Source organism: Corynebacterium dentalis (assembly GCF_900232865.1).
GTDB classification, from domain to species: Bacteria; Actinomycetota; Actinomycetes; order Mycobacteriales; family Mycobacteriaceae; genus Corynebacterium; species Corynebacterium dentalis.
In genome coordinates this window covers 44,237-68,222 of record NZ_OCTS01000004.1, presented here as the reverse complement: position 1 = coordinate 68,222, position 23,986 = coordinate 44,237, and the positions used below count along the sequence as shown (strand labels likewise).

The following is a 23,986-nucleotide window of genomic DNA, read 5'->3' as shown; positions in this document are numbered from 1 at the left end:
GTCGAGAAAATAACGAACGAGAACTCAACGAAGGACACACAATGAACAACCCAGTTACAGGAAACGGATCGCCGCTACGCATTGGCATCGGCGGACCGGTGGGATCCGGCAAGACTGCGCTGATTGAGGTGCTTGTGCCTCAGTTTGTCCAGGCAGGCCACGAAGTGGGTGTGATTACCAATGACATTTACACACAAGAAGACGCCCAGCATATTCGGCGCGTTCTGGACGGCGTGATCGATGGATCCAGGATCGTGGGCGTGGAAACAGGAAGCTGCCCGCACACTGCGGTACGCGATGATCCGACGATGAACCTCATGGCCGCTGCGGACATGTTGGACGAACACCCAGAACTAGACACAATCTTCTTCGAATCGGGTGGAGACAATCTCACGCTGACATTCTCGCCTGCACTGGTGGACGTGTTCGTCTTTGTGCTGGACACGGCAGAGGGCGACAAAATGCCACGTAAGCGCGGCCCCGGCATCACAGAATCGGACGTGTTGGTGATCAACAAAGTGGATATCGCGAAGTACGTGCGATGTGACCTGGACCAGATGCATTCCGATGCCAACGATGTGCGCGACAACAAGACCGTGATCTTGACGAACTCGCTGGACGGGCAGGGCATCGGTGAACTGATGGTGGCTTTAGAAAGTTACCGCGAGCGCGCTAATGGGTGATCGACTCGATGCTTCACTACTCACACCGTGGATTCCACGTGAGTTGCGGGAGTTTCTAGCGTGTACAGATAGAGCTGTTGTCCAGCGATCCGGCGTGCTGGGCGTAGGCAAGCCCGGGAAGGTCGGCGTGCTGGAGGCTGAGTTGAAAGTTGATAGATCTACCGGGCGGACAGGGCTTGCGCAGCGTTTTGTGAAGGCGCCGATGAGTCTCACTCGTCCGCTGTACGTGGATCCATCAGACTCTCGGCATGCGGTGTTGTACGTGCGGACGACCGGTGGTGGGCTAGCTGAAAACGACCGTATTCGGCAAAAGGTGCAGGTGGGGGAAGGTGCGCAAGTCACGGTCACCACGCAGGCTGCCACGAATGTGCACCGCATGAACGCAGGATTGGCAACGCAATGGTCCACATTCACTGTGGCCGATGGTGCGCGCTTGGAGTATGTGCCGGGGCACACCACGTTGTTCGGTGGCTCGCGTTTGGTGCAGTTCAACGAGTTCGAAGTCGCACCAAGTGCTGCTTTGATTGCCGGCGAGATCACCTTGTCGGGTCGCTTAGCCCACGGTGAAAGTCATGCGTTTGATGCTGCCTGCTTGTGCATGCGTGTGACGCGTAATGGCATGCCGTTGCTCAACGATCACGTGGTCATGGTAGGTGCGGGCAGCGGCACGGACCTGATGTTGTGGGGAGATGCGCCGGTGTGGGGCACGTTGGTTGTAGTGGTTCCTGAAGATTTTTGCTCGACGTCAACCCTGTCTCTTAGCGACCAATGCCACGAAGTACTTCTGGCTGTTCCTGCAGTTCAGGATGGCAAGGTGGCGATCGGGGTGAGTACGGTATTGAACAAGTCGGGAGTGATGGTGCGCATCGCCGGGGGATCAACCGTCACCGTGCGTGCTGCGATGCATGCCGCGCATGACGCTGTTCGTCGGGCAGTTATGGGGCGTCCGGCGTTTGATCTGCGCACTATGTGAAACATCTAGGAAATAAACACATACTTCTAGAAACAAACCGTTGATATAAGTGCTCATCGGGTGAAACCTGAGCTTTTTAAGCTCAGTCACCATGAGCCCAGAAACCAAACTCGACCAGCCCTCGGTGGTTGCCCGCCCGGCGTCCATACCGACACGCTCCTCCAGCGCTGACGTCCCAGTCACCGCGGAAAACACCACGAAGGGTGGCGAGGACTTCAGCCTCCGCTTTGCACCACGGCACTACCGCAAGTGGACGCCTGCAGTTGTCGCATCCTCCGCGCTCGGCGGCATCGCCTACCTGGCGGACTTCTCCATTGGCGCCACCATCGGCGTGACTCACGGAACGGGCAACGCGATCGGCGGCATTCTGATCGCTGCAGTCTTGATCTTCATCAGCTCGTTCCCGCTGGCCTACTATGCGGCCCGCTACAACGTGGACATGGATCTGATCACCCGTGGCGCGGGCTTCGGCTACCTGGGGTCCATCCTCACCAACCTGATCTTCGTTTCCTTCACTTTCATCCTCTTCGCCACGGAAGGTGCCATCATGGCCCAAGGCTTGAAGGTGGGTTTCGGGCTTCCTTTGTGGGCTGGATACGCAGTCAGTTCTTTGATGATCATCCCGTTGGTCATCTACGGCATGAAGATCCTGGCCAAGCTCCAGTCCTGGACCAATCCTTTGTGGCTGGTGCTGATGATTCTGCCGATGGCTTATCTGCTGTTTAGCGAGCCGGAGACGGTGGGCACCTTCCTCAGCTATGCAGGCGAAAGCGGCGAGGGCGTGAACTTTGCCTCCATGATGCTGGCCGCGGGCGTGTGCCTATCCCTGACCGCGCAGATCGCAGAAAACATCGATTACCTGCGCTTCATGCCTCCAAAGACTCCGGAAAATGCCCGCAGCTGGTGGACCGCAGTGATCATGGGTGGGCCGGGTTGGGTCATCCTCGGCGCGGCTAAGCAGATCGTGGGCGTGTTCCTGGCCGTCTACATCATCGCCCGTTTAGGGCAGGGCACGGATCTGGCCATCGAGCCCGTCAATCAATTCCTGAGCTTGTATTCGGAGATGATGCCGCACTGGCTGGCGGTTGCCTTGGCCGTGTTCTTGGTAGTGGTCAGCCAGATCAAGATCAACACCACTAATGCCTATTGTGGTTCTCTGGCGTGGACAAACATTTACTCGCGTACTTTCAACCGCTACCCGGGTCGCGTGCTGTTTGTGCTGCTGAACGTTGGTATTTCTTTGGCTCTGATGGAGTTCAACATGTTCCAGGTGCTGGGATTTGTGCTCTCCTTCTACTCCAACTTCGCTATCGCGTGGATCTTCACGGTCGCGGCGGACATTGTCTTCAACAAGTACCTGCTGAAACTGTCTCCGAAGCAGCCTGAGTTCCGACGCGGCATGCTCTTCAACGTCAACCCCGTGGGTGTGGTCTCGTTGGTGCTTTCCGGTGCCATCTCTGTGGCGATGTTCTTCGGGGCCTTCGGCGAGGGGATCGCCGCGTTCAGCCCGCTGTTCGCCGCGCTCATTGCGGTGGTGGTTACGCCGCTGGCCGCCATTGTGACCAAGGGTGCGTATTATCTTCGACGCCAAGATGATGGCATCGACCTGCCCATGTTCGATGAGCACGGTAATCCCAGCGACGCGACGCTGGAGTGTGCTCTGACTGGGGAGATTGTGGAACGCCCAGACATGATCGCTTCCGCGGTGCCGGGCCCGAATGGTGAGAAGCAGTACGTGTCTTCGCTGGCACTGACCTTGGACAAGTCCGGCAAGCACGTGCTGCCGCCGAACTAGGTGTGGGCCATCCGACCGTGACACCAGCGAGAGTGTCAAAAATGGGTGCCAATCCTTGCTCGTGAAAACTACGCAAGTTTGCAGCTGGGCTCTGACATGCAGTTATACAGAGTTGTCAATAATGTGTGCCGGAATCGGCACATATTATTGACATTTTGCTTTTGGATACAGGGGGTAGAAGTACCAGTCGCTGCTTACTGGTTTAAGCGTTATCCCGGTAACCTACGGCCGTTTCTTAGTGGTTTAGTCATTAAACCGGTAAGGGGAGGATTCGGTGAGACGGCCGCTAAAGAGAACTCAGCTTAGTGCTCGTGCAACGCGCCGATATGGTGCAGCACCTGGTGGACCTGCGGATCCACCAACGAGTAGCGCATCTCTCGGCCTTGCCGTTCGGCCTGTACAATCCCTGCGTCGGACATGAGATTCAACGCTGCGCTGGCGGTGACCACGCGCGTCTCCGTGACGTCTGCCAGTTCCTGCACCGTGCGCTTGGACGGACCGCCGTGGTGCAGTGCCACCAGTAGGCGCAGTCGGGTGCGATCACCCAGCAGTTTGAACACCGGATGCCAGGTATCTGCGAGGTCAAGAGCCTCGCTGAGGGTGAGCGGCGCAGAGTGGGAATGGCTCATGGTCGAAGAGTGTAGTGGCGTGTGCCCGGCTGGCGAGGGCACTCGTGGGGATTAAGGGGAAAAGAGCAGGTGAGGGGTGCCGGAATCGTCAATAGTGCGCACCTTCATTCGGTAGATCGGGGAGATTTTTTCCGGAGTCAGCACCTCAGCGACGGGTCCGACATGGGCGAGGGTGCTAGAGTCGAACAAAAGGACCTCATCGCAGTACCGCGCGGCCAGGTTCAGGTCATGCAAGACCATCACGCTGGGGACACCAAGGTCGCGCACCAGCTGCAGGATTGAATGCTGATAGTGGACGTCCAGGTGGTTGGTGGGCTCATCCAGCAGTAGGTAGCGTGGGTTCTGGGCTAGCGCGCGAGCGATATTGATGCGTTGCGCCTCACCGCCGGAAAGCTCATTCAAGGACTTGCCGGCATGCGAGCGCATTCCCACGCTGACCAGCGCGCTGTCGACCCACTCGCGGTCGGTTTGGCTGCTCACACCCATCCAGTTCTGGTGGGGCAAGCGCCCCAAAGCCACGTAATCCCACACGCTCACGGGCATCTCGGAAGGTGTCATTTGGGTGACCACGCCGATGGTTTGGGCGATCGCCCTGGTGGACAGGGCGCGCACGTCCGTGCCGTCGACCGTCACTCTTCCCGCCATCGGTTTTAAGGCCCCGTAGACCGCGGAAATCAAAGTGGATTTGCCGGAACCGTTGGGTCCCACGATGCCGGTGATCCCCTCGCTGCGCGTTAGCTGGGCGTCCACGGAGTGCAGAGCCAGCGTCTTGCCGCGGCGCACGGAAAGGTCATGCACCGCGATACCTCCCGCAGAGCTCATCGGTGATCCCGCAGGTAGGCATCGATTTTCTCCACCCCGTCCACGGACAGCGGCGTGGCGGGCTCCGCGAAGTTCAGCAGCATCGGCATGACGCGCCCGCCCTTGACCGCGGCCACATCGCCAAACCCGGAGCGCTCAGTCACATCCCGCACCACATCGTCCGCCGAACCGGACGTATACAGGGCGATAATCACATCCGGATTGCGGGAAACCACCTCCTCCGGATTGACCTCGAAGACGCGGTCGTCGGTGGAATCAAACACGTTGCTTAGCCCTGCCGCTTCCACCATCGGATTGGACATCGACCGCGAACCATAGGCGTACAGCACGCCACCGCCGAGTTCCGGATAGACCACCGCGACGGTCTTGCCTTCCCCTTCGGCTTGCTTCTTCACCTGCTCCACGCGGGTCTTCAGCTCCTCGACGTACGCCTTTGCCCTGTCCTGTGCCGCGAAGACCGTTCCGTAGAGGTTCACCTGATCCCACACGTTGTCCCAGGTCGTGGGGCCGTCGATGCCGTCGCAATAGGCAGGCTCGTCAATGACGGGCACCCCGCGCGGATGCAGCGCCTGGTAGTTCACAGTCTCCGTGGCCCCGAGCACCAAATCTGGGTTCTGCGCGAGCACTTCCTCCACCGAGATCTGCAGGTGGCCGGAGGCATTCACGCGATCCGTCAGCGCTGGAATCCGGTTGATCTGCTCCATCGTCTGGGAATCGAAATACTCGCTGGGATACACGCCCGCGCGGCTCACCACCCGGTCCAGCTGCCCCAGGTGCGCCAGCGTGGTGATCGATTCCGCACCCATCGTCATCACGCGCTGCGGCGGCGAATCCACGGTGACCTCATGGTGGCAATTGCTCACCGTGGTTTGTTGTCCTTCTTCCTTGTCCGACGCCAGGCTCGAACACCCCGCAACAATCACCAGCCCCACGATGGACAGGGCTGCGAGTGTGGGGCGAGTTTGGCGTCGGGAATAACGGGAAGAAAACGGGGAGAAAACAGACATGCGAGGCTCCACTTAAGACGAGGACGCGGGGTAGGCCCGCTTGATGAGAGGGATGATGAACGGCGCTCCGAGCAGTGCGGTGACAATGCCCACGGGGATCTCCTGCGGGGCCAGAATCATGCGGGAAACTACGTCCGCCCAGAGCAGGAGAATGGCACCCAGAACAGCGGAAATGGGTAGCGCCCAGCGATGGCGGGCACCCACCAAGCGCCGCGCGATGTGCGGGATGATCAGGCCGATGAAGCCGATGGCTCCGGACATCGCCACCACCACGCCGATGAGTAGGCTACTCAGGCCCAGCAAGATAGCCCGCAGGACGTTGGGGTTGATGCCGACGGCCAGGGAGATGGCGTCGCCGGAAGACAGGGCATCGATGCGCGGGGACAGGAGGATGAAGAGCGTGGCAACCACCGCGGTGACGATGAGGGTGACCAGGAGGGTGCCATCGAAGGTCGCGAGGCCGAGTGAGCCGAGAAGCCAGAACATGACCGAACGGCTGGCCTCGGCGGAATCAGAGGCGAAGATGAGGAAACTGGTGGCGGCGGACAGGGCGTAGCCGATGGCCACGCCGGTCAGCAGGACGCGCAGGGAAGACAGGCGTCCGGTGGACATCGCCACGCCGAAGACAATCGCGGTGGCTGCGAGCGCGCCGAGAAATGCGGAGCCCTGGAGGGCGTAATCGCCGAACTGTGCGCCGATGCCCAACACGATCGCGGCTGCGGCACCACAGCTGGCGCCGGAATGAATGCCAAGAATATAAGGGTCTGCCAGCAAGTTTCTCACCACCGCCTGCAGCACCATGCCCGTGACGGCCAGGGCTGCGCCAACGGTGGCGGCCAGGATCACGCGGGGAGTGCGCAGCTGCCAGACAATGGAATCCGCGGTGCTATCCGTGGGCCAGGGCGTGGTGTGTGCGGGTGCAGTGCCGGAGAGGGTTTGGGGGAGGTGATGGCCGAGCACGCCGAGGGCTTGGGGAATGGTGACGCTGGTGGGGCCCAGGCAGATACCCGCGATGATGCTGGCAGCCGCTGCGATCAGCAGCGCGACGAGCCAGGCGAGGGCACGGGTTGGGCGTGTGGGCATGGGGTGAGTGTAACGACATTCTAATGATCGTTAAAATGTTTTCCTTTTCGGGGGAAGTGGGGTTGTCTCGGGGTAGTGACATAATGGCGGAGTGAATAACCAAGAACCCGCCCGCAGTGTCACCACCACTGGCGCGCACACTTCAGAGGCCGTGGCGAACCGCGCGGCCGTGCCCGGCCCCGATCCACAGACCGAAGCGCAACGCCGCGCGGACCTGCGCAAGCACCAACGAATCGCCGGCCTCATGCTGGTGGTGGCCTTCGTGATGTACGTCAGCATGCGGTGGCTGGAATACCAAGGCAACCCCGGCGCGTGGATCGGCTATGTCCGCGCATTCTCCGAGGCAGGCATGGTCGGCGGACTGGCGGACTGGTTCGCCGTCACCGCCCTGTTCCGTCACCCGCTACGCATACCGATTCCACACACGGCAATCATCAAGCGGAAAAAGGACGAAGTGGGCCACCAGCTCTCCGAGTTTGTGGGGGAGAACTTTCTCAACGCGCCGCTGATCGCGGAAAAGCTACGCAACGCGCACATTCCGCAGCGTGCAGCGGACTGGGCAGTGGCCGAAGGCGGCGCCGAGCGCGTATCCCAAGAAACCGGGCGCCTGCTGGATCTGGTGGTCAACGGCATCAATGCCTCCGAAGCTGAGCAGATCCTAGACGCCTTGGTGCTGGACAAACTCCAAGAGCCCACGTGGGGACCGCCGCTGGGCCGTGGGCTGGAACAGCTCATCGAGGAAGGGCGTACCGAACCGGCGATCGAAGCCGTGGTGGTGTGGCTGGATGACAAGGCTCAGAACAGTGAGGAGTTCGTCACCCACCTCATCGACGAGCGCACACCCACCTGGGCGCCCAGCTTCATTCGCGAACTAGTGGGATCCAAGGTCTACACCGAGCTGATCAAGTTCACCTCCGATGTCCGTTACAACCCGGAACACGATGCGCGCCGGGAACTGCGTAAATTCCTCGACCAGCTGGCACGCGACCTGCAGCATGACGAGGTGATGATCGCCCGGGTGGAGAAATTCAAGGAAGACATCATGACCTCCACCCCGGTGCGCGCCATCCCCGGCGCACTGTGGGAGTCCGCGCGCAGCACCCTCAGCGCTATGGCCCGCGATCCGGAATCCATGCTGCGCCAGCGCATCACGGAATGGGTGCGCGAGTTCGGTCGCCGCGTTCAGGACGAACCCGAGCTGCAGGAAAAGCTGGAAGATCGAGTGGTCGGTGCGGCCAGCTACCTCGCGGATAATTATGCGGGAGAGATCACCAGCATCATCGGAGAGACCGTTGAGCGATGGGACGCGCAAGAGGCGTCGGAAAAAATCGAACTTATGGTGGGCAAGGACCTGCAGTTCATCCGGATGAACGGAACCATCGTCGGCGGCGTGGCCGGCCTGGTGATCTATGCGGTGACGGATCTGCTGTTCGCGGTAGCATGATCCCATGGACTCTGTATTTTCGACCTTGCCGTGGGTGTACTACGGCGTGAACCTATTCGCCACCATTGCGGTGCTGGGATTGGCAGTGTTTGGGCTGGTCACAGTAGCAATGACGCGCGATGACGCGTTCCTGGTGATCGACAGGCAGAAGCAGAACTGGCTGATGCTCACCGGCGGCGCCGCCGTAGCCGCCGGGCTGAGCTTGTTGATGCCGACCGTGATGATGCTGTGGGTCATCGCCGCGGTGATCGTGGGTATTTACTGGCAGGACGTGCGCCCCGCCATCCGCGACGTGTTGGATAACTCCAGCGGAAGCTGGTGATCGACGTGACTGACAACAACTCCCAAACGCTGACCCGTGAGCAGGTCGCCTCCATCATGGATGCCACCCTGCTCAAGCCGGAAGCCACCCGCGAGGACGTGGACGCGCTAATCGCCGAAGCACGCGAGTTGGGATGTGGCGCGGTGTGCGTCTCGCCGTCCATGATTCCGGCCGCGCCAGCTGATTCTTCTGATTCCGACGCCACCGCGGGCGCCCCAGTCATAGCGACCGTCGCGGGTTTCCCCAGTGGAAAACACGCCACACTCGTCAAAGCCACCGAGGCCCGCTTCGCCGTGGAGCTCGGCGCGGAAGAAGTAGATGTGGTGGTAGACGTGGCCCGCGCTATCGCCGGAGACACCAACGCGCTGATCAGCGAACTGATGACCATCCGCGAGGCTGTGCCACAGCCGGTGATCCTCAAGGTCATCCTGGAAACCGCACTGCTCAGCGAGGAAGCCATCCGCGCGTGCGTGCGCGCTTGCGTGGCAGTGGGCGCGGACTACGTAAAAACCTCCACCGGGTTCCACCCTGCGGGCGGAGCCTCGATGGAGGCAGTGGAGATCATGGCCGATGAGCTGCGCAAAGCCAACAAGTTGGCCTCGTTCGGTATGGGGGAGGACCTGCGACGCAACCTCGGTGCGTTGGGGATCAAGGCCTCCGGCGGCATCCGCACGTGGGATGCCGCCGTGGCAATGATCGACGCTGGTGCCACGCGCCTCGGGGTGTCTTCCCCGCGGGCAATCCTAGAGGGCGCTATCTAGGCGTGAACTAGGCGGCCATTCCGCTGGTGGACGAGCCGATGGCATCGCCTTCGCGCTGCTGCTCTTCGTTGAGCGCGCCGCTGGTGGAGCTATCGCTGGAGCCGGAAGATCCGGAGCCGCCAGCAGCACCATCGGTGCCAGGAGTCTCTTCCACGCTCTGCGACAGCTCGTTCATATCAACGTTGGTGCCGTGCATTTCCACGGCCAATCCCTCGTCCGTGACGGTGGCGTTTTCGAACTTCAGGCCACCGGGACCGGATTCGGACGTGCTGGAGTTCAGTGAATCCTGAATGGAATCCACGAACTGCTGCGGCAGGCTCAGTCCAAAGATCTCTCCACCTTCGGCCTGCATCTTCAGCTCGCCGTTTTCCACCACGGGCTTCATCGTCAGCGTGGCCAGGCCGTGGGAGATTTCCATCTCCAAGACCTGCTCGTCAGGTACGGGCTTGACGCCGGTCAGTGTAATAGCTTGCTGCAAGAAGCCGCCGCCCCCACCGGAGTTCTGCTCCTGGGTGCCCTTGACGGCTTGGGCCAGGAGGTATTCAGAAGGTACGGCAGTGTTCATGGTCAGATCGCCGATGATCACATCCTGACCTTGGTTCTGAATCTTGATGTGCTTGCCATGGAACTTCACCTCGGGGTTGCCGGTCACCACAGGCTTAGATTCATCGCCATCTTCGTGGGAGATATTCAGCGTGGAGGGAACCGTCATATCCAGCTGTTGCAAGTTCTGGGTTGCCATTCCCATCAACACGGGGGAAAGACCAAAGGACACCGAAGGGTACTCTTCCAGCTGCAAGTTATTGGCACTGGCCTGCTTTTCTAGGCCCTGGACAATCTGGTCCTTCATGTACCACCGTGCGGCAAACTCTGCGGCGACTACCAGCAGCACCAGAACCAGCAGAATAATCAGCAAAACCTTGCCCACGCTGCTCTTCTTCTTCGGCGCGCGGGCGGACGAGCCGTGCTGCTGTCCCCATCCCTGCTGCGCGAATTGCCCGCCGTTGTTCTGGCCACCGTGGTTCGGCGGGAAGTTGTACTCAGACGTTTGATTATTCGGGTTACTCACCCAACCAAGTGTCCCCGAAACGCTGGCAACACGCTAGTGGGAGTCGCCAGTTGGCAGAAAACTCCCAGCAGCATAATCGTCATCAACCGCGGACCACGGCAGCGTCAGTGAGCTATCAGAGTGCCGCCTCCGGGACGTCATCCGCCTAATCCCCGTGGCCGTATGAAAGTGCTCCACAGCAGCCCGCCAACGCACCCGCGGACCGAACACCGCCAGCGGAGCAGCCAGGTTCCACGCGGCATCCATCTCTCGCAGCACGTCGAAAATCGCGTGCCCCGGCGTATTCCGGTGGATCAAAACCTTGGGCAAGCGCTCAGCGATATCGGACGGCCGTTCCAAGCATCCCGGGGTCCAGGCCATCGTCAAGCTCTGCGGCCCGTGTTGATCCAGCAGCACCCACGCAGACCGCCGCCCCACCTCGCAGCACGTGCCCTCAATGATCACGCCGCCTGGCCGCAGGCCTGCTTGCATCGTCGCCCACGCATCGCGCACCTGTGAGGCGTCATATTGCCGAAGCACATTAAACGCTCGCACCACGTCCGCGCGCATCCCCGACAGCTCAAACCCACCCAGAGCAAAAGTCACGCCATCTCGCGGAGGCAGCACCCGGCTCGGCTCAATCTCCAACCCTGTGACCTGCACGCTCGGCGCCACAGAGCGTAGAAACCGCGCCCACTCCACAGTCGTGGTGTGCGAGGCCCCATATCCCACGTCGATGGCCACCGGCTCCCGCCCAGATAATTCCGCACTCCGCAGCAACGCCTGCACCCGCAGTTGCGCCACCAACCACCGGTCTGCCTTCCGCAGGCGGTTATAGCCAGTGGTGCCGCGGGTGGGTACACCAACGGGCCCGTCCGTATTCCACGAACGGGCCCGAAGATTGTGGGCGTGATCAGCCACGCTTACTGCAGGTTGTCAGAGATGTACTTCTCAATCATGGAAGCCTCACGGGTCAGGAAGTCCTGCACCCAATCAGCAACCTTTGGCTCCAGCACGGCACCCATCATTGGGATTGCAACCTCTACGGCGATGTCTGCGAACAGGTCGGTGGCATCTCCCTTGCCGGTGAGCTTGGCGTCGGCGTTGAAACGAACCGGCGCGCCCTTGACCTCGGCGGTGACGGTGCCGGTCGCCTCGTCGCCAGCAACTGGGCCGAACTCCACCACGCGCTTGAGCTTCAGATCCTGGGAGACCATGCCGCGCACAGCCTCAGGAAGCGCAGCCTTGGGGAGCAGCTCGAACAGAACAACGTTGATGGGGTCAGCGGAGAAGGAATCGACCTCGCCTGGCTCATCGTTGATGTTCTGGACTTCGTAGTTCCAGTACTCGTTGGAAGAGAGGGCCTCGTAGACCTTTTCGATCGGGAAGTTGATGGTTGCGGTGTTCTCGCTGTGTGTAGTCATGCTTACAGACTACCGTTAGTGGTGTGACTGATTCGTTATCTACTGAATTAAGCCTGCCCGAGATCCTCGAGAAGCTGTGCACGCCCGAATTCTTGCCCGGCGCGCGGATGGTTCAGCGTTCCTTCGCGGACCTGACCACGCTGCGCATCGGTGGCACACCGGCTGCGGTGGTGGCGTGTTCTCGGCCGTCTGCGCTGGCTGGCGTGGTTTCTCTGCTCGACGCCAACTCCGTTCCTCTTTTAGTCGTCGGCGGTGGATCCAACTTGATCATCGGTGAGGGCGATGACGTGCGAAAGACTGTGGTGGTGTGGGCTACCACGGAGCAGGTTGCTGTTGATGCGGGCGCGGAGGAGTCGGCGGCTGGGCTGGATAGTTCTGGGCTGGATGCGTCTGGAGAAGCGGAACTTTTCGCCGCCGATGGGGATGCCCGGGGCGGCATCACCATCGATGCGGAGTCCGGGCTGGTTCGTGCCTTTGCTGGCGTGAACTTCGATAGCCTCGTGCAGCGCACGGTGGAGGCAGGTTTGTCTGGCTTGGAATGCCTCAGTGGCATCCCCGGCTCCGTGGGGGCCACGCCGGTGCAGAACGTGGGCGCGTATGGCGCAGAAGTTTCCCAGGTGCTCAGCCGCGTGCAGCTGTTCGATCGCGGCGCGGAAGACCTGGCTGCGGGTGCAGATGGCGCGGAGTTGGCGTCGGAAAAAGAAAACGACCTGTACTGGGTGGGGCCGGAAGATTTGGACCTGTCCTACCGCTACTCGAATCTGAAGTTCACCAACTGCGCGGTGGTGACGGCCGTGGAGTTCCAGTTGGGGACCGACGGGCTGTCTCAACCGCTGCGTTTTGGCGAGCTGGCGCGGAAGCTGGACGTGCAGGAAGCCGATGCGAAAGCCGGTGCCGAGAGCGCGCGCAGGCCCGTGGCGGACGTGCGGGCGACTGTGCTGGAGCTGCGCGCGGGCAAGGGCATGGTGCTGAATCAAGCGGATCACGACACGTGGTCAGCGGGATCCTTCTTCACTAATCCGGTGGTGGAAGGCGCGGCTGCTCGCGACGCGGTGATTGCTGCTGTGCGAGAGAAGTGTGGCGAGGAAAAGGCCAGCTCAATGCCGGTGTATTCCGCTGGGCGTGGCGGAGCTGCTGAGGATGGTGCGGTGAAGCCGGGTGCTGGTGCTGCTGGGGCTGATGCTGGTGGAGATGCGGCTGGCGATGGTGCGGTTGGTGCTGCGACTGGCGATGCTTCAGACACGGAGCGCTTCAAGTTCTCCGCGGCGTGGCTGATCGACCACGCCGGCTTCGGCAAGGGATTCAGTGTTGAGGGGCACGAGGCGGCGTCGCTGTCCACGAAGCACACCCTGGCGCTGACCAACCGTGGCTCCGCCACCAGCGCAGACATCATCGCACTGGCCAGCGCCGTGCGCGCCGGGGTGCACGAGGCCTTTGGCGTGACTCTGGAGCCAGAACCAGTGTGGGTTGGTGCTCAGCTGGACTAGTTTAGGCCCAAATATTCAGGTCAAATGTCGAAAATATGTGCCTCTGTGAGCGCGGCTTTTCATTTCCCCAGGTAAATGTGGCGGGAGTGATTATGTGCTGAACAGAGGCACATATTTTTGACAACTAAGCTCGGCACAGTGCCTGCCCAGCACAAAGCCCGCCCTGCGCCAAGTCCGATGACTCGCGCCGGGCGGGCTTTCTCTCTGCGGGGTAGTCAGAGCAGAAAGTGGCTAGGTCGAGGCCTAGTCACTACGGCCAGGGGCAGCTACTTCTTGTCCTCGATCATGGACTCCACCAAGTCCTTGACCTCGCGACGGCGGATCTTGCCGATCATGTCTGCAGGCAGTTCATCCACCACGAAGAACTGGCGAGGAACCTTGTAACGGGTCAGGGCTTCGCGGGACCATTCACGCGCTTCCTCGGCGTCGAAATCAGACTCAGAAACACCCTCTTCCAGAACCACGGCAGCAACGACCTCTTCCGAGCCGTCCTCCTGCTCCAAACCAACCACGCCGGCCGTAGAGATCTGTGGGTGATCCGTGAGGACCTCTTCCACCTCAGCGGGGTAGACATTGAATCCGCCGGTGATGATCATTTCCTTGGTGCGGGAGACGATCTTGATGAAGCCGTCCTCTTCCATGACAGCCATATCGCCGGTGTCGAACCAGTCTTCGTGGAAAGGCTGCTCGTCATCCTCGACGTTGATGTAGCCCTGGAATACCTGTGGGCCGCGAACCAGCAGCTCGCCGGCTTCGCCGTCTGGCATGGTGCGGGAGAAGTCATCGGGATCCGCCACACGCAGCTCGGTGTCTGGGAATGGGATGCCGATGTAACCCGCGCGGCGGTCCGGGGTGATGGGGTTGGCCACGATGATCGGGGCGGTCTCGGTCAGGCCGTAGCCCTCCACGATTTTGCCGCCGGTCTTCTTCTCCCACTCTTCGGTGGTCTTGGTGGGCAGTGGTGCCGCGCCGGATAGGGCGTTGCTGATGCCGGACAGATCGAGGTTGTTTTCCTCGGCTGCCTCAAGAATCTTGGTGTACAGCGTGGGCACACCCGGCATGTAGGTAGGTAGTTCCTTCTTCAACTGATCAACGATCAGTGGAATTTCCGGCTTCGGCAGCAGCGCCAGCTTTCCGCCCGTGGCCACGCCAAGCGCAGCGGTCAGAGTCAGACCGTAGACGTGGAACAGTGGCAGTGCAGCGAGGTACTTTTCCTGCTTGCCCTCGCCCAGATCCTTGACCCACGCCAGACCCTGGATCACGTTGGCCATGATGTTGCCGTGGGTCAGTTGCGCGCCCTTTGGCTTGCCGGTGGTGCCGGAGGTGAACAGGATCACGGCTGGGTCTGTGCTATCTAGATCCGCGGGGGTCTTGAGGTTCTTGCCGTCGCCACCGAATTTCTTGGTCAGCAACTTGGAGAAAGGCACGCTACCTGGGGCATCGCCGTGCAGCTGGTCGCGCTTTTCCTTCAAAGAAGGGATAGGAAGCTTCAAAGCCAAGCGCTTAACCAGTGGCATGGCCTCGATCATGTTGACGGAGACGATGGTTTCCAGCTGCGTAGTCTGCTGCAGCTTTTGGCAGACGTCGTAGACGTTGTCCCACGCGATGACGATCTTCGCCTCGTGGTCCTTGAATGGGCCTTCGAGTTCACGTGCGGTGTACAGCGGATTGTGTTCGACGACGACAGCACCGAGCTTGAGTACCGCGAAGAAGGCGATGAGGTGCTGCGGGCAGTTCGGCATGATCAATGCCACGCGCTCGCCACGCTTGACTCCCATGTGCTGCAAGCCGGCTGCTACCGAGTTCACCTGCTCAGCGAAGTCTGGGTAGCTGGTGGTCTGACCGAAGAAGTCGAGGATGTCCCGCTTGGAGTTTTCCGCCACGGACTTTTCCAGCATGGAGACGAGGTTGGATTCGGTGGGGTAGTCCAGAGACTCGGGGGTCCACTCTGCGTAGTACTTCAGGTAAGGCTTGTCCTTCCAAGCGGTACCTTCCGGCTTGGAGCCGGAGTCGGTGGCGGACGCATCTGGATTGTTGACGCTCGTCATCGTGTGGTCTTTCCTCTTGTTCTACGTTGCGTGAATCCCGTGCTCGGGACGGTTTGGCCCGCTCTAAGAGCGAGTTTGTTTGAGGATAGCGCGGAAAAGGTGGTCTGTAGGCGGAAACTAACAAAAAAGAGAAATGCTGCATCGGCGATTACACTTCACTTTCATGAGAGTCGCCATCATCTCCTTCCACACTTCACCTTTGGAACAGCCCGGTTCGGGAGACGCGGGAGGGATGAACGTCTACATCAAAAACACCGCGTTGCAGTTGGCTCGGCAGGGCGTGGAGGTGGACATTTTCACCCGCGCTACGCGTCCGTTGCAGGGCGAGGTGGTGCATGTGGCGCCGGGTCTGCGGGTGATTAATTGTGTGGCTGGTCCGTATGAGGGCCTGCCGAAGGAAGAGCTGCCCACGCAGTTGGCCGCATTTACAGGCAGCGTTTTGGCGTTCCAGCGCAAGAGTCAACAGCGCGCCACTGAGGATGCCGAGGGTACGCAAAATGAATGCGCGGACGTGGGCTATGACCTGATCCACTCGCATTACTGGCTATCTGGCCAGGTGGCGTGGTTGTTGCGCGATCTGTGGCATATCCCCTGGGTGCACACCGCTCATACGCTGGCTGCGGTGAAGAATTCTCTGCTCGCCGCGGGGGATTCGCCGGAGCCTGCCAGTCGCCGGATCTGTGAGCAGCAGATCGCGGACAACGCGGACTTGTTGATCGTGAATACTGAGGCTGAGGTTCGGGATTTGGTGGAGGGCTACGACGCCGAGGATTGCCTGATTCGGGTGGTCTATCCCGGTGCGGATGTGGAGCACTTCACTCCTGGTTCGGATCGCGCCACGGAGCGTACGCGCCGCGAGCTGGGCATCCCTTTCCTGGCCAAGGTGGTGGGTTTTGTGGGCCGGTTGCAGAGGTTGAAGGCACCGGATGTGTTGTTGCGGGCTGCGGCCATTTTGGTTCGACGCCACCCTGACCTGCTTTTGTCCGTGGTCATTTGCGGTGGGCCGTCCGGCTCCGGCAAGAACAGCTTGGAGGAGCTGCAGGATTTGGCCAAGGAATTGGGCATCGCGCATATCGTGCGCTTCCTGAGTCCGCGCCCGGCAGAGGAGCTGGTCTCGATTTACCAAGCGGCGGACTTGATCGCGGTGCCAAGCTACAACGAGAGTTTCGGCCTGGTGGCTGTCGAAGCCCAGGCCAGCGGCACTCCTGTGGTGGCTGCCGACGTGGGCGGTTTGTCCATCGCGGTGGACAATGGCAAGTCCGGATTGCTGGTGGAAGGGCATGAGCCCGAAGTGTGGGCCGATGCTCTTGGCGAGCTGTTGATAGATGATGAGCGCAGGATCGAGATGTCCGAGTACGCGCCGATCCACGCCAGCCGGTTCTCCTGGGAAAAGGCGGCAGAGAGTTTGCGCGCGATCTACGCGGAATTGCCGAAGAGCGTGCGGAACGCTACGCGTAATCCTGCTGGGTGAACATGGCGTGGAAAGGAAAGAAACAACTTCACCGCATTGAGGAACGAGCACTGAGCGGGTGGCTGGTGTCCAGTGCGCGTGTAGGCTGAAAAACATGGATCGCGCGGCTATTTGCACCCTGTTAGATGACGCTGAGGTTGAGTACACCGAGGCTGGCGGCAACCTCGTCGTGGTACTCCCTGGCGAGAAGAAGTTGAAGACGAATTGCCTGCTCATCCCGCAAGAGGGGATGTTCCGCATCGAGGCGTTTGTGTGCCGGCATGTGGAGGAGGCTCAAGAAGAGGTCTACAAGCTGCTGCTGCACGAGAACCGTCGGAACTTCGGCGTGCACTACACGCTGGATAGCAACGATGACATCTACCTGGTGGGTCAGTTCCCAGACTCCACCACGGCCGAGGATTTGCAGCGCGTGTTGGGGCAGATCCTGGAACGCGCTGACCAGGATTTCAACCGCATTCTGGAGCGTGGATTTGCGTCCTCGATCCGCCACGAATGGGCGTGGCGTCTGTCTCGCGGCGAGCCGACGATGAACCTGGGTGCGTTCACCCGGCTGCGTCCGTCCGATGACGAGGTGGCCACTCTCGCGCCACCACCGGGATCCGACCTCGCGGAGGACGTGCACACGCCGGAATCCGTGGTCTCCCAGGAAGAGCCAAACAACCAGCCTGAGACGGGCGCTGAGTCCGACAACTCATAGTTCTGCGATGCTGGTAGTCGACTGCGAATTTGGCTTTGACCACAGCATTGGAAAGATGAGCTCGGCCTTTGAGCCGGGCAAGATCTATGGGCTCTGCGGGCCGAATGGCTCAGGAAAGACAACGCTCGCGCGCACAGTGGCTGGGGAAATCCATCCCTACTCGGGAAGCGTCACCTTAGATGGCCAACCCACGAGTGATCGGAACATGGTGGGGCGACTTGCCTACATTTCCCGGCCGGAGTTCTATCCCGATCTGTCGGTAGGCGAGCACATCAAGCTGCTCGAAAAGTATTCCAAGCAGGATTCCTCCGCTGCTATTGAGCAGTGGGCGCTGGCAGAATTGCTCGATTCTCCTCCTTCAAGGTTGTCCAGCGGACAGCAGCAGCGGGTGTATCTGGGCACCCAATTGTTGATGCACAGGGACGTGACCATCGTCGACGAGCCCGAGCGTCACCTCGATCAGGATTGGGTCGAGGTGTGTTGTGCTCAGTTGAGAGACATTGCTGATCAAGGATCTGTGGTGCTGGTCGCGACTCATTCACCGGTGGTTCGCAACAGTTGCGATGACATCCTCAGCATCGGCGCATGATGAAGGCAGTGCGCTCGGAATTGTTCGTGGTCTATCTGTTCTGCGCTGCGTTCGCGGCGTGGGCAGCATTCGACGTGGTCAGTTGGTTGCAGGCAGAGCAGGCTATCGTTGCCTCGCGATTGCCGGAACCTGTGGGGCTCGGCGCTGCGATAGCGGGGATTGCGGCGCTCATGATGCTGGCAGATTGGTTCTTTCCCCTGGTCAACGCGACCCTGGAGGATTGGCAGTACAAGGTCCGAGCCGGAGGAAAGCTGCGCTGGTTCGGTGCCCTGCAGTTCGTACAGCTGTTGGTGTGCGGCTTTCTCGGTGCTTCTGTGGGAGCGGCGCAAGGTTTCTGGTGGCAGGGCTTGCTGCTGGCACTGGTCCTCCGAGTGGCCCTGCACGCGATTCATCGGCGCGACATCCCGACTTATCTTCGTGGTGTCATGCGCAACGTGTTGGCGCGCGCTTCTTTTTCTATTCTCGACGCCAACCTCGTCTCCGAACTGCTTGCCTCTTCTCATCTGAGAATGCGAGCTAACAGTGCAACGGCTAATTTCTGGGTGCTGATTTGGCGCAGATTTTGGAGGCGCCCGTATATTCCAGTGGCCTTTGTGGCGGCTATCGCCATTTCTGTGGCAACAGCCGACGTCTTTGGTGACTATGGAATATTCGTTTTCTTCATGGTGTGGTCAATGCTGGGAACTGCGTTGATGAGGTGCGCGGACTTTTCCAAGCTCGGGTTAGTTTTCCGCGAGCGCTTCGTTGTGCTGGGAGTTCATGCGCTGTTGGGAGCGCTTCTATTGATTGCGCTCTTCCCGTTTGGCCAGCCATTGGTGGCAGCAGCTCTGTTCATTCCAGCGATTCTGTGGGCTGCCATAAAGCGTTCACAGTCACGAGTCGTGGAGAAAATCACGTTTGTGGATAGCGGAATCGGTGGGTTGGTCTCGCCGGAGATACTGGAGTACTACAGCGGAGGGCTGAAGCTAGCGGCGTTCTTGGGATTCATGGCTACAAGAATCTGACTTGTGCGTGACTCTTTGACTCGGCAGAGAGCAGGACAGCCTTCGGTGAGCTAGCCCAGCTTCCCGGACAGCCTTCGCAAGCGGTTCTCGCTGGCCTCATCCAGGCCGATGATCTGCGCTGTCTTTTCCTTGTCCGCGTACTTCTGAATCACAGCATCCAGCGTGGCCACCGTGGAGGCATCCCAGATCACGGCTTGGCTCATGTCCACCACCACTAGTTCCGGGTCATTCGCGTAGTCGAACTGGTAGACCAAGTCATTCGAAGATGCGAAGAACAACTGGCCTGTCACTAGGTAAATGCGGGAGTTTGAACCATCGTTTTTGATGGCGTTCGGGGCAGGGGATTCTGAGATGTTTTCCGCACCATCACGCACTGCGTCGACCACTTCCTCCTGATCTCCCGCAGGGAGATCTCCCAGCGAGACCGGAGTGATGGTCACCATGTGGGCCACACGGCGAGCGAAAAGCACCATGGCCGTGAGTACGCCGAATGCCACGCCAACCGCCAGGTTGTGAGTCAGCAACGTGGCGATGACAGTCACTAGCATCACCAGAGTTTCGCTTAACGGCATAGCCCGCAGTGTGGATGGCTTGACGGAGTGCCAGTCAAAGGAGCTGACAGCCACCATGATCATGATGCCGGTCAGAGCGGCCATCGGGATTAAGCCAACAATGTCTCCCAAGCTGACCAGCAGAACCAGCAGGAAAACTCCGGCGAGCAGTGTGGATAGGCGCGTGCGCGCCCCGGCGCTGCGGGTATTGATCAGCGTCTGCCCAATCATCGCGCAACCGCCCATTCCGCCGAACATGCCCGTGACGATGTTCGCGATACCCTGCCCCCAGCTCTCACGTGTCTTGTCAGAGTGCACATCAGTGATGTCGTCCACCAGCTTCGCGGTTAACAAGGATTCCAACAGGCCAACCAGCGCCATGCCCAAGGCGTACGGCGCGATGATCTGGAATGTCTCCAAAGTCAGCGGAACATCTGGGAAGAAGAACTCCGGCAAGCTGGTGGGCAGCTCACCCTGATCGGAGACGTTCGGCACGTTCCAACCCGTAGCAATAACAAACGGGGTGAGCACCAAAATCGCAATCAGCGGAGCTGGAATTGCGCTGGTTAGGCGTGGGAACAACACCACAATCGCGATGCTCACCGCCACCAACGGATACACCAGCCACGGAACGCCCAGGAGATGCGGAATCTGCCCACTGAACACGATGATCGCCAGTGAGTTAATAAAGCCCACCATCACCGATCGAGGAATAAACCGCATGAGCTTCGCCACGCCCACAGCCGCCAGCAGCAGCTGGAAAATGCCAGCCAGAATCACACAGGCCAACAAATAATTCAGCCCGTGGCTGGCCACCAGAGGAGAGATCACCACGGCCACCGCGCCCGTGGCCGCGGAGATCATCGCTGGGCGCCCGCCGGTGAAAGCGATGGTGATGGCCATCGTCACCGAAGCGAACAATCCCACCCGCGGATCCACGCCAGCCAGAACAGAAAAGCTGATGGCCTCTGGAATCAGCGCCAGCGCGACCACCAAGCCACCCAGCACCTCAGTCCTGAAGCGGGACAGGGAGGAGAACGCATAGCGGAAGCTAGGGATCACCCCAGTGGGAGCGGGAAGGACAAGGTGTGGAGAAGTTTCGGCTGTGTGCACAGGAACTAAAGTCTCACAGGAAACTTATGTCTGTAGATTCAGGGGTGGCGTCGGAAATAAAAAATCACACCTTAATGACCACAAACCGGGGGAGTCGGTGGGAAACAGCAACCACCACCCACAGGAAATACCCCCAAACATGGCACTATAGAAACCATGAGCGACAACGAACAGAACCACGGAACACTCATCCTCCTGCGCCACGGACAGAGCGAATGGAACGCCTCCAACCAGTTCACCGGCTGGGTGGACGTTCGCCTGACCGATCAGGGCCGCGAAGAGGCCAAGCGCGGCGGCCAGATGATCAAAGATGCAGGGCTCAAGCCCAGCGTTTTGTACACCTCGCTGCTGCGTCGTGCCATCACCACCGCCAACATTGCGCTGGATGAAGCGGACCTGCACTGGATTCCTGTGATCCGCGATTGGCGGCTCAACGAGCGTCACTACGGCGCACTGCAGGGCCTGAACAAGACAGAGACCAAGGAGAAGTACGGCAACGATCAGTTCATGGAGTGGCGCCGTTCTTACGACACCCCGCCACCAGAGATCGACGTGGACAACGAGTACGCACAGACCAACGAGGCTCGCTACGCCAACCTTTCCGAGGTCCCCCGCACCGAGTGCCTGTTCGACGTCGTCAAGCGCTTTGTCCCTTACTACGAGGAGGAGATCGCCCCACGCATCGCACGTGGCGAGACCGTCCTGGTGGCCGCGCACGGTAACTCCCTGCGCGCGTTGGTGAAGTACTTGGACAACATTTCCGACGAGGACATCGCCGGACTGAACATCCCTACCGGCATCCCGCTGGTGTACCGCGTGGGTACGGACGGCACCGTCCTGAACCCCGGCGGTGACTACCTGGATCCAGAAGCTGCAGCTGCGGGTGCAGCGGCAGTGGCTGCTCAGGGCGAAGCTAAGTAATACCCCTGTTGATGGACCTGCTGATCGGGTTGCTCCTCGGGCTCCTACTGGGAGCCCTCTTTGGGGTGCTCGGGTACAAGTTCTATCGGGTGCAGATCAAAGCCAAGCGCAACCTGCGAACCCGGGCGGAGCTGCAAGGAAACCGGGTGTCCACCGTGGCGCAGGTGCTGCACTTTGCCATCCAGTCCGCACCCAGCGCCGTGGTGGTGGTGGACAAGCGCCGCAACGTGGTGATGTCCAACCCGCGTGCGCACGAGCTGTCCTTGGTGCATGAGCGCACGGTCAACGAAACTGTGTGGAAGGCTGTGCAGCGGGTGTTCATGGATCACGAGCCGCGCGAGATTCACTTCTCACCGCCGCATCGCCGGGGCAGCCGTCCCGTGATTTCCGTTGCTGGTCAGGTGCAGTTGTTGACTCTGCAGGACAACCGCTATGCCGTTGTTTACGCCACGGATGATTCCGAGCACGTGCGCATGGAATCCGCGCGCCGGGACTTTGTGGCTAACGTCTCGCACGAGCTCAAGACCCCGGTCGGCGCGATTTCCTTGCTGGTGGAGACGTTGATGGAGGTCCGCGAGGACCCCGAGTCCGTGGAGTACTTCGGTGGCAAGTTGGTGGGGGAGACCCGACGCATGGGTCAGATGATCTCTGAGCTGATCTCCTTGTCCAAGCTGCAGGGTGCTGAGTCCTTGCCGGATCCACAGGTAATCAGCTTGGATTCTGTGGTGGAAGAGGCGTTTGACCGCTGCCACTTGGCCGCAGAGACCGCCAACATTGAATTGGTGAAGGATCAGCGCTGTGGGGCGCTCGTCATGGGTGACAAGTCCTTGTTGGTGACGTCTGTGTCCAACCTGGTGACCAACGCGATCTACTACTCGCCGGCGGGCACTCCCGTGTCTTTGTCCCGCGAGGTCCGCGATGACGTGGTCCGGGTGCGAGTGACTGACCGCGGCATCGGCATTGCGCCGGAGGATCAGAAGCGCCTGTTTGAGCGCTTCTTCCGCGTGGACAAAGCACGCTCCCGCAATACAGGAGGTACGGGCCTTGGGTTAGCCATCGTGAAACATGTGATGGTTAACCACGGAGGACGGGTCTCCGTGTGGTCTCGCCCGGGTACCGGTTCCACTTTCACGCTGGAGTTGCCTCGTTTCACCCAAAGCGAAACCACCCTGCCTGAGGGCGAGAGTCCCGTGGTGCCGAGCCAGACGTCCTTGGCGGATAGCAATGACGTGATCACCGGAATCTTCACCAGCGATGATCGAGATGGCCAAGATCGGGATGATCCTGATGATGAAGACAGGCGGATCGGGTAACTCCGGTTGCGGGTTTGTGAACAGAAACGGACAATAAGGTAACACCGGGATAACCGCCATCGTGCGGTGACCGAACTACAGAGAGGGGCGAGAGCCACCGTGACTAGCGTTCTTATCGTCGAAGACGAAGAATCTTTGGCTGAGCCACTGGCTTTTCTTCTGAAAAAAGAGGGCTTTGAAGTAGCCCTCGCCGGGGATGGCCCCACCGCTCTCGAGATCTTTGCCTCGGAACAGATCGACATCGTCCTACTGGACCTGATGCTCCCAGGAATGTCCGGTACCGAAGTGTGCCGCCAATTGCGCCAAACTTCCTCCGTGCCCGTGATCATGGTGACGGCTCGCGATAGTGAGATCGATAAGGTCGTGGGACTAGAGCTCGGCGCGGATGATTACGTGACCAAGCCGTACTTCGCCCGCGAGCTCATCGCCCGCATTCGCGCCGTCCTGCGTCGCGGTGGGGATAACACTCCGCAGAGCGAGGAGCTGGCAGACGATGGCATGGTGCTGCGCGAAAATCGTGTGATGATGGACGTGGAACGCCACATCGTCACCGTGGATGGGCACAAGGTTCCCATGCCGCTCAAGGAGTTTGACCTGCTGGAATATCTGATGCGCAACTCCGGCCGCGTGCTCACCCGTGGTCAGCTCATCGACCGCGTGTGGGGTGCGGATTACGTGGGCGATACCAAGACCTTGGACGTGCACATCAAGCGCCTGCGCTCCAAGATCGAGCGCAACCCGTCCCGCCCGGAGATCCTGGTGACGGTTCGTGGCCTGGGCTACAAGTTCGAAAGCTAGGTC

Annotated in this window: 23 protein-coding genes; 14 read left to right on the top strand and 9 right to left on the bottom strand. The window is 60.2% G+C overall.

All coding sequences use genetic code 11. The annotated features are described in order from the left end of the window. Nucleotides 1–41 precede the first annotated feature (41 nt). From ureG to CS919_RS04750, 3 genes are all read left to right on the top strand, one after another. Nucleotides 42–683, top strand: coding sequence for an urease accessory protein UreG (gene ureG / locus CS919_RS04760; protein WP_099298360.1), 642 nt, complete (start codon nucleotides 42–44; stop codon nucleotides 681–683). Continuing rightward, nucleotides 676–1,656 carry an urease accessory protein UreD gene (locus CS919_RS04755; RefSeq protein WP_099298359.1) on the top strand — a complete coding sequence of 327 codons (981 nt, stop codon included), beginning with the start codon at nucleotides 676–678 and terminating at the stop codon, nucleotides 1,654–1,656. The genes ureG and CS919_RS04755 overlap by 8 nt, the downstream gene beginning before the upstream one ends. 91 nt (nucleotides 1,657–1,747) lie before the next feature. Beyond that, nucleotides 1,748–3,451 (top strand): purine-cytosine permease family protein, encoded by a 1,704-nt coding sequence (locus CS919_RS04750; RefSeq protein ID WP_234990819.1) that lies wholly within the window; start codon nucleotides 1,748–1,750, stop codon nucleotides 3,449–3,451. Between the two features lie 302 nt (nucleotides 3,452–3,753). Here the strand turns inward: CS919_RS04750 and CS919_RS04745 are convergent, their stop codons facing one another. Genes CS919_RS04745 through CS919_RS04730 form a run of 4 tightly spaced genes read right to left on the bottom strand, consistent with a single transcriptional unit; the run spans nucleotide 3,754 to nucleotide 6,992 of the window. Further along, nucleotides 3,754–4,080, bottom strand: a complete 327-nt coding sequence (locus tag CS919_RS04745) for an ArsR/SmtB family transcription factor (RefSeq protein WP_099298358.1) — start codon at nucleotides 4,078–4,080, stop codon at nucleotides 3,754–3,756. A 51-nt stretch (nucleotides 4,081–4,131) separates the two neighbouring features. Further along, on the bottom strand, nucleotides 4,132–4,902 hold the full coding sequence (locus tag CS919_RS04740) for an ABC transporter ATP-binding protein (RefSeq protein WP_099298357.1): 771 nt from the start codon (nucleotides 4,900–4,902) through the stop codon (nucleotides 4,132–4,134). Then, complete coding sequence (locus tag CS919_RS04735) at nucleotides 4,899–5,909, bottom strand: ABC transporter substrate-binding protein (protein WP_099298356.1); 1,011 nt, start codon at nucleotides 5,907–5,909, stop codon at nucleotides 4,899–4,901. The genes CS919_RS04740 and CS919_RS04735 overlap by 4 nt, the downstream gene beginning before the upstream one ends. A gap of 12 nt (nucleotides 5,910–5,921) precedes the next feature. Continuing rightward, nucleotides 5,922–6,992 carry a FecCD family ABC transporter permease gene (locus CS919_RS04730; RefSeq protein ID WP_099298355.1) on the bottom strand — a complete coding sequence of 357 codons (1,071 nt, stop codon included), beginning with the start codon at nucleotides 6,990–6,992 and terminating at the stop codon, nucleotides 5,922–5,924. A gap of 151 nt (nucleotides 6,993–7,143) precedes the next feature. On the opposite strand from CS919_RS04730, the gene CS919_RS04725 reads away from it, so the two are divergent. Genes CS919_RS04725 through deoC form a run of 3 tightly spaced genes read left to right on the top strand, consistent with a single transcriptional unit; the run spans nucleotide 7,144 to nucleotide 9,519 of the window. Further along, nucleotides 7,144–8,436: a DUF445 domain-containing protein gene (locus CS919_RS04725; RefSeq protein WP_234990844.1), complete on the top strand. Its 1,293-nt coding sequence runs from the start codon at nucleotides 7,144–7,146 to the stop codon at nucleotides 8,434–8,436. Nucleotides 8,437–8,440: 4 nt separating this feature from the next. Next, on the top strand, nucleotides 8,441–8,758 hold the full coding sequence (locus tag CS919_RS04720; protein WP_099298354.1) for a DUF2516 family protein: 318 nt from the start codon (nucleotides 8,441–8,443) through the stop codon (nucleotides 8,756–8,758). Between the two features lie 56 nt (nucleotides 8,759–8,814). Continuing rightward, nucleotides 8,815–9,519 (top strand): deoxyribose-phosphate aldolase, encoded by a 705-nt coding sequence (deoC, locus tag CS919_RS04715; protein ID WP_234990843.1) that lies wholly within the window; start codon nucleotides 8,815–8,817, stop codon nucleotides 9,517–9,519. Between the two features lie 7 nt (nucleotides 9,520–9,526). Here deoC and CS919_RS04710 read toward each other — a convergent pair whose 3' ends face one another. From CS919_RS04710 to CS919_RS04700, 3 genes are read right to left on the bottom strand one after another with little or no spacing between them, the layout of a single operon-like run. Continuing rightward, nucleotides 9,527–10,588 (bottom strand): LmeA family phospholipid-binding protein, encoded by a 1,062-nt coding sequence (locus CS919_RS04710; RefSeq protein WP_099298353.1) that lies wholly within the window; start codon nucleotides 10,586–10,588, stop codon nucleotides 9,527–9,529. A gap of 33 nt (nucleotides 10,589–10,621) precedes the next feature. Continuing rightward, nucleotides 10,622–11,488, bottom strand: coding sequence for an SAM-dependent methyltransferase (locus CS919_RS04705; protein WP_099298352.1), 867 nt, complete (start codon nucleotides 11,486–11,488; stop codon nucleotides 10,622–10,624). A gap of 2 nt (nucleotides 11,489–11,490) precedes the next feature. Next, nucleotides 11,491–11,991 (bottom strand): DUF2505 domain-containing protein, encoded by a 501-nt coding sequence (locus tag CS919_RS04700; RefSeq protein WP_099298351.1) that lies wholly within the window; start codon nucleotides 11,989–11,991, stop codon nucleotides 11,491–11,493. A gap of 23 nt (nucleotides 11,992–12,014) precedes the next feature. Between CS919_RS04700 and CS919_RS04695 the strand changes: the two genes are divergently transcribed. Beyond that, entirely contained in the window at nucleotides 12,015–13,478 is a 1,464-nt protein-coding gene (locus CS919_RS04695; protein ID WP_370737746.1) for a UDP-N-acetylmuramate dehydrogenase, read from the top strand. 266 nt (nucleotides 13,479–13,744) lie between these two features. Here CS919_RS04695 and CS919_RS04690 read toward each other — a convergent pair whose 3' ends face one another. Next, complete coding sequence (locus tag CS919_RS04690; protein WP_099298349.1) at nucleotides 13,745–15,526, bottom strand: long-chain-fatty-acid--CoA ligase; 1,782 nt, start codon at nucleotides 15,524–15,526, stop codon at nucleotides 13,745–13,747. A gap of 163 nt (nucleotides 15,527–15,689) precedes the next feature. Here CS919_RS04690 and mshA point away from each other — a divergent pair, with 163 nt between their 5' ends. The 4 genes from mshA to CS919_RS04670 all read left to right on the top strand — a co-directional run bounded on the left by mshA (nucleotide 15,690) and on the right by CS919_RS04670 (nucleotide 19,287). After that, entirely contained in the window at nucleotides 15,690–16,997 is a 1,308-nt protein-coding gene (gene mshA / locus CS919_RS04685; protein ID WP_099298348.1) for a D-inositol-3-phosphate glycosyltransferase, read from the top strand. Between the two features lie 94 nt (nucleotides 16,998–17,091). Continuing rightward, nucleotides 17,092–17,694: a type III secretion system chaperone family protein gene (locus CS919_RS04680; protein ID WP_099298347.1), complete on the top strand. Its 603-nt coding sequence runs from the start codon at nucleotides 17,092–17,094 to the stop codon at nucleotides 17,692–17,694. Nucleotides 17,695–17,701: 7 nt separating this feature from the next. Continuing rightward, complete coding sequence (locus CS919_RS04675; RefSeq protein ID WP_159460953.1) at nucleotides 17,702–18,283, top strand: ABC transporter ATP-binding protein; 582 nt, start codon at nucleotides 17,702–17,704, stop codon at nucleotides 18,281–18,283. Next, a complete protein-coding gene (locus CS919_RS04670) occupies nucleotides 18,280–19,287 on the top strand; it encodes a hypothetical protein (RefSeq protein ID WP_099298345.1) in 1,008 nt (335 codons plus the stop codon). Before CS919_RS04675 ends, CS919_RS04670 begins: the two co-directional genes overlap by 4 nt. 50 nt (nucleotides 19,288–19,337) lie before the next feature. Here CS919_RS04670 and CS919_RS04665 read toward each other — a convergent pair whose 3' ends face one another. Then, a complete protein-coding gene (locus CS919_RS04665; protein WP_099298344.1) occupies nucleotides 19,338–20,951 on the bottom strand; it encodes a SulP family inorganic anion transporter in 1,614 nt (537 codons plus the stop codon). Nucleotides 20,952–21,107: 156 nt separating this feature from the next. Here CS919_RS04665 and CS919_RS04660 point away from each other — a divergent pair, with 156 nt between their 5' ends. From CS919_RS04660 to CS919_RS04650, 3 genes are all read left to right on the top strand, one after another. After that, nucleotides 21,108–21,872: a phosphoglyceromutase gene (locus CS919_RS04660; protein ID WP_099298343.1), complete on the top strand. Its 765-nt coding sequence runs from the start codon at nucleotides 21,108–21,110 to the stop codon at nucleotides 21,870–21,872. Between the two features lie 11 nt (nucleotides 21,873–21,883). After that, nucleotides 21,884–23,185, top strand: coding sequence for a sensor histidine kinase (locus CS919_RS04655; protein ID WP_099298342.1), 1,302 nt, complete (start codon nucleotides 21,884–21,886; stop codon nucleotides 23,183–23,185). A gap of 99 nt (nucleotides 23,186–23,284) precedes the next feature. Beyond that, entirely contained in the window at nucleotides 23,285–23,983 is a 699-nt protein-coding gene (locus tag CS919_RS04650; RefSeq protein WP_099298341.1) for a response regulator, read from the top strand. The last annotated feature ends 3 nt before the right edge of the window (nucleotides 23,984–23,986 follow it).

What these genes read in the sequence shown, in the direction of transcription:
- ureG (WP_099298360.1), top strand. Translation starts at nt 42, where the DNA reads ATGAACAACCCAGTTACAGGAAACGGATCGCCGCTACGCATTGGCATC.
- CS919_RS04755 (WP_099298359.1), top strand. Translation starts at nt 676, where the DNA reads ATGGGTGATCGACTCGATGCTTCACTACTCACACCGTGGATTCCACGT.
- CS919_RS04750 (WP_234990819.1), top strand. Translation starts at nt 1,748, where the DNA reads ATGAGCCCAGAAACCAAACTCGACCAGCCCTCGGTGGTTGCCCGCCCG.
- CS919_RS04745 (WP_099298358.1), bottom strand. Translation starts at nt 4,080, where the DNA reads ATGAGCCATTCCCACTCTGCGCCGCTCACCCTCAGCGAGGCTCTTGAC.
- CS919_RS04740 (WP_099298357.1), bottom strand. Translation starts at nt 4,902, where the DNA reads ATGAGCTCTGCGGGAGGTATCGCGGTGCATGACCTTTCCGTGCGCCGC.
- CS919_RS04735 (WP_099298356.1), bottom strand. Translation starts at nt 5,909, where the DNA reads ATGTCTGTTTTCTCCCCGTTTTCTTCCCGTTATTCCCGACGCCAAACT.
- CS919_RS04730 (WP_099298355.1), bottom strand. Translation starts at nt 6,992, where the DNA reads ATGCCCACACGCCCAACCCGTGCCCTCGCCTGGCTCGTCGCGCTGCTG.
- CS919_RS04720 (WP_099298354.1), top strand. Translation starts at nt 8,441, where the DNA reads ATGGACTCTGTATTTTCGACCTTGCCGTGGGTGTACTACGGCGTGAAC.
- deoC (WP_234990843.1), top strand. Translation starts at nt 8,815, where the DNA reads ATGGATGCCACCCTGCTCAAGCCGGAAGCCACCCGCGAGGACGTGGAC.
- CS919_RS04700 (WP_099298351.1), bottom strand. Translation starts at nt 11,991, where the DNA reads ATGACTACACACAGCGAGAACACCGCAACCATCAACTTCCCGATCGAA.
- CS919_RS04690 (WP_099298349.1), bottom strand. Translation starts at nt 15,526, where the DNA reads ATGACGAGCGTCAACAATCCAGATGCGTCCGCCACCGACTCCGGCTCC.
- mshA (WP_099298348.1), top strand. Translation starts at nt 15,690, where the DNA reads ATGAGAGTCGCCATCATCTCCTTCCACACTTCACCTTTGGAACAGCCC.
- CS919_RS04680 (WP_099298347.1), top strand. Translation starts at nt 17,092, where the DNA reads ATGGATCGCGCGGCTATTTGCACCCTGTTAGATGACGCTGAGGTTGAG.
- CS919_RS04675 (WP_159460953.1), top strand. Translation starts at nt 17,702, where the DNA reads ATGCTGGTAGTCGACTGCGAATTTGGCTTTGACCACAGCATTGGAAAG.
- CS919_RS04670 (WP_099298345.1), top strand. Translation starts at nt 18,280, where the DNA reads ATGATGAAGGCAGTGCGCTCGGAATTGTTCGTGGTCTATCTGTTCTGC.
- CS919_RS04660 (WP_099298343.1), top strand. Translation starts at nt 21,108, where the DNA reads ATGAGCGACAACGAACAGAACCACGGAACACTCATCCTCCTGCGCCAC.
- CS919_RS04655 (WP_099298342.1), top strand. Translation starts at nt 21,884, where the DNA reads ATGGACCTGCTGATCGGGTTGCTCCTCGGGCTCCTACTGGGAGCCCTC.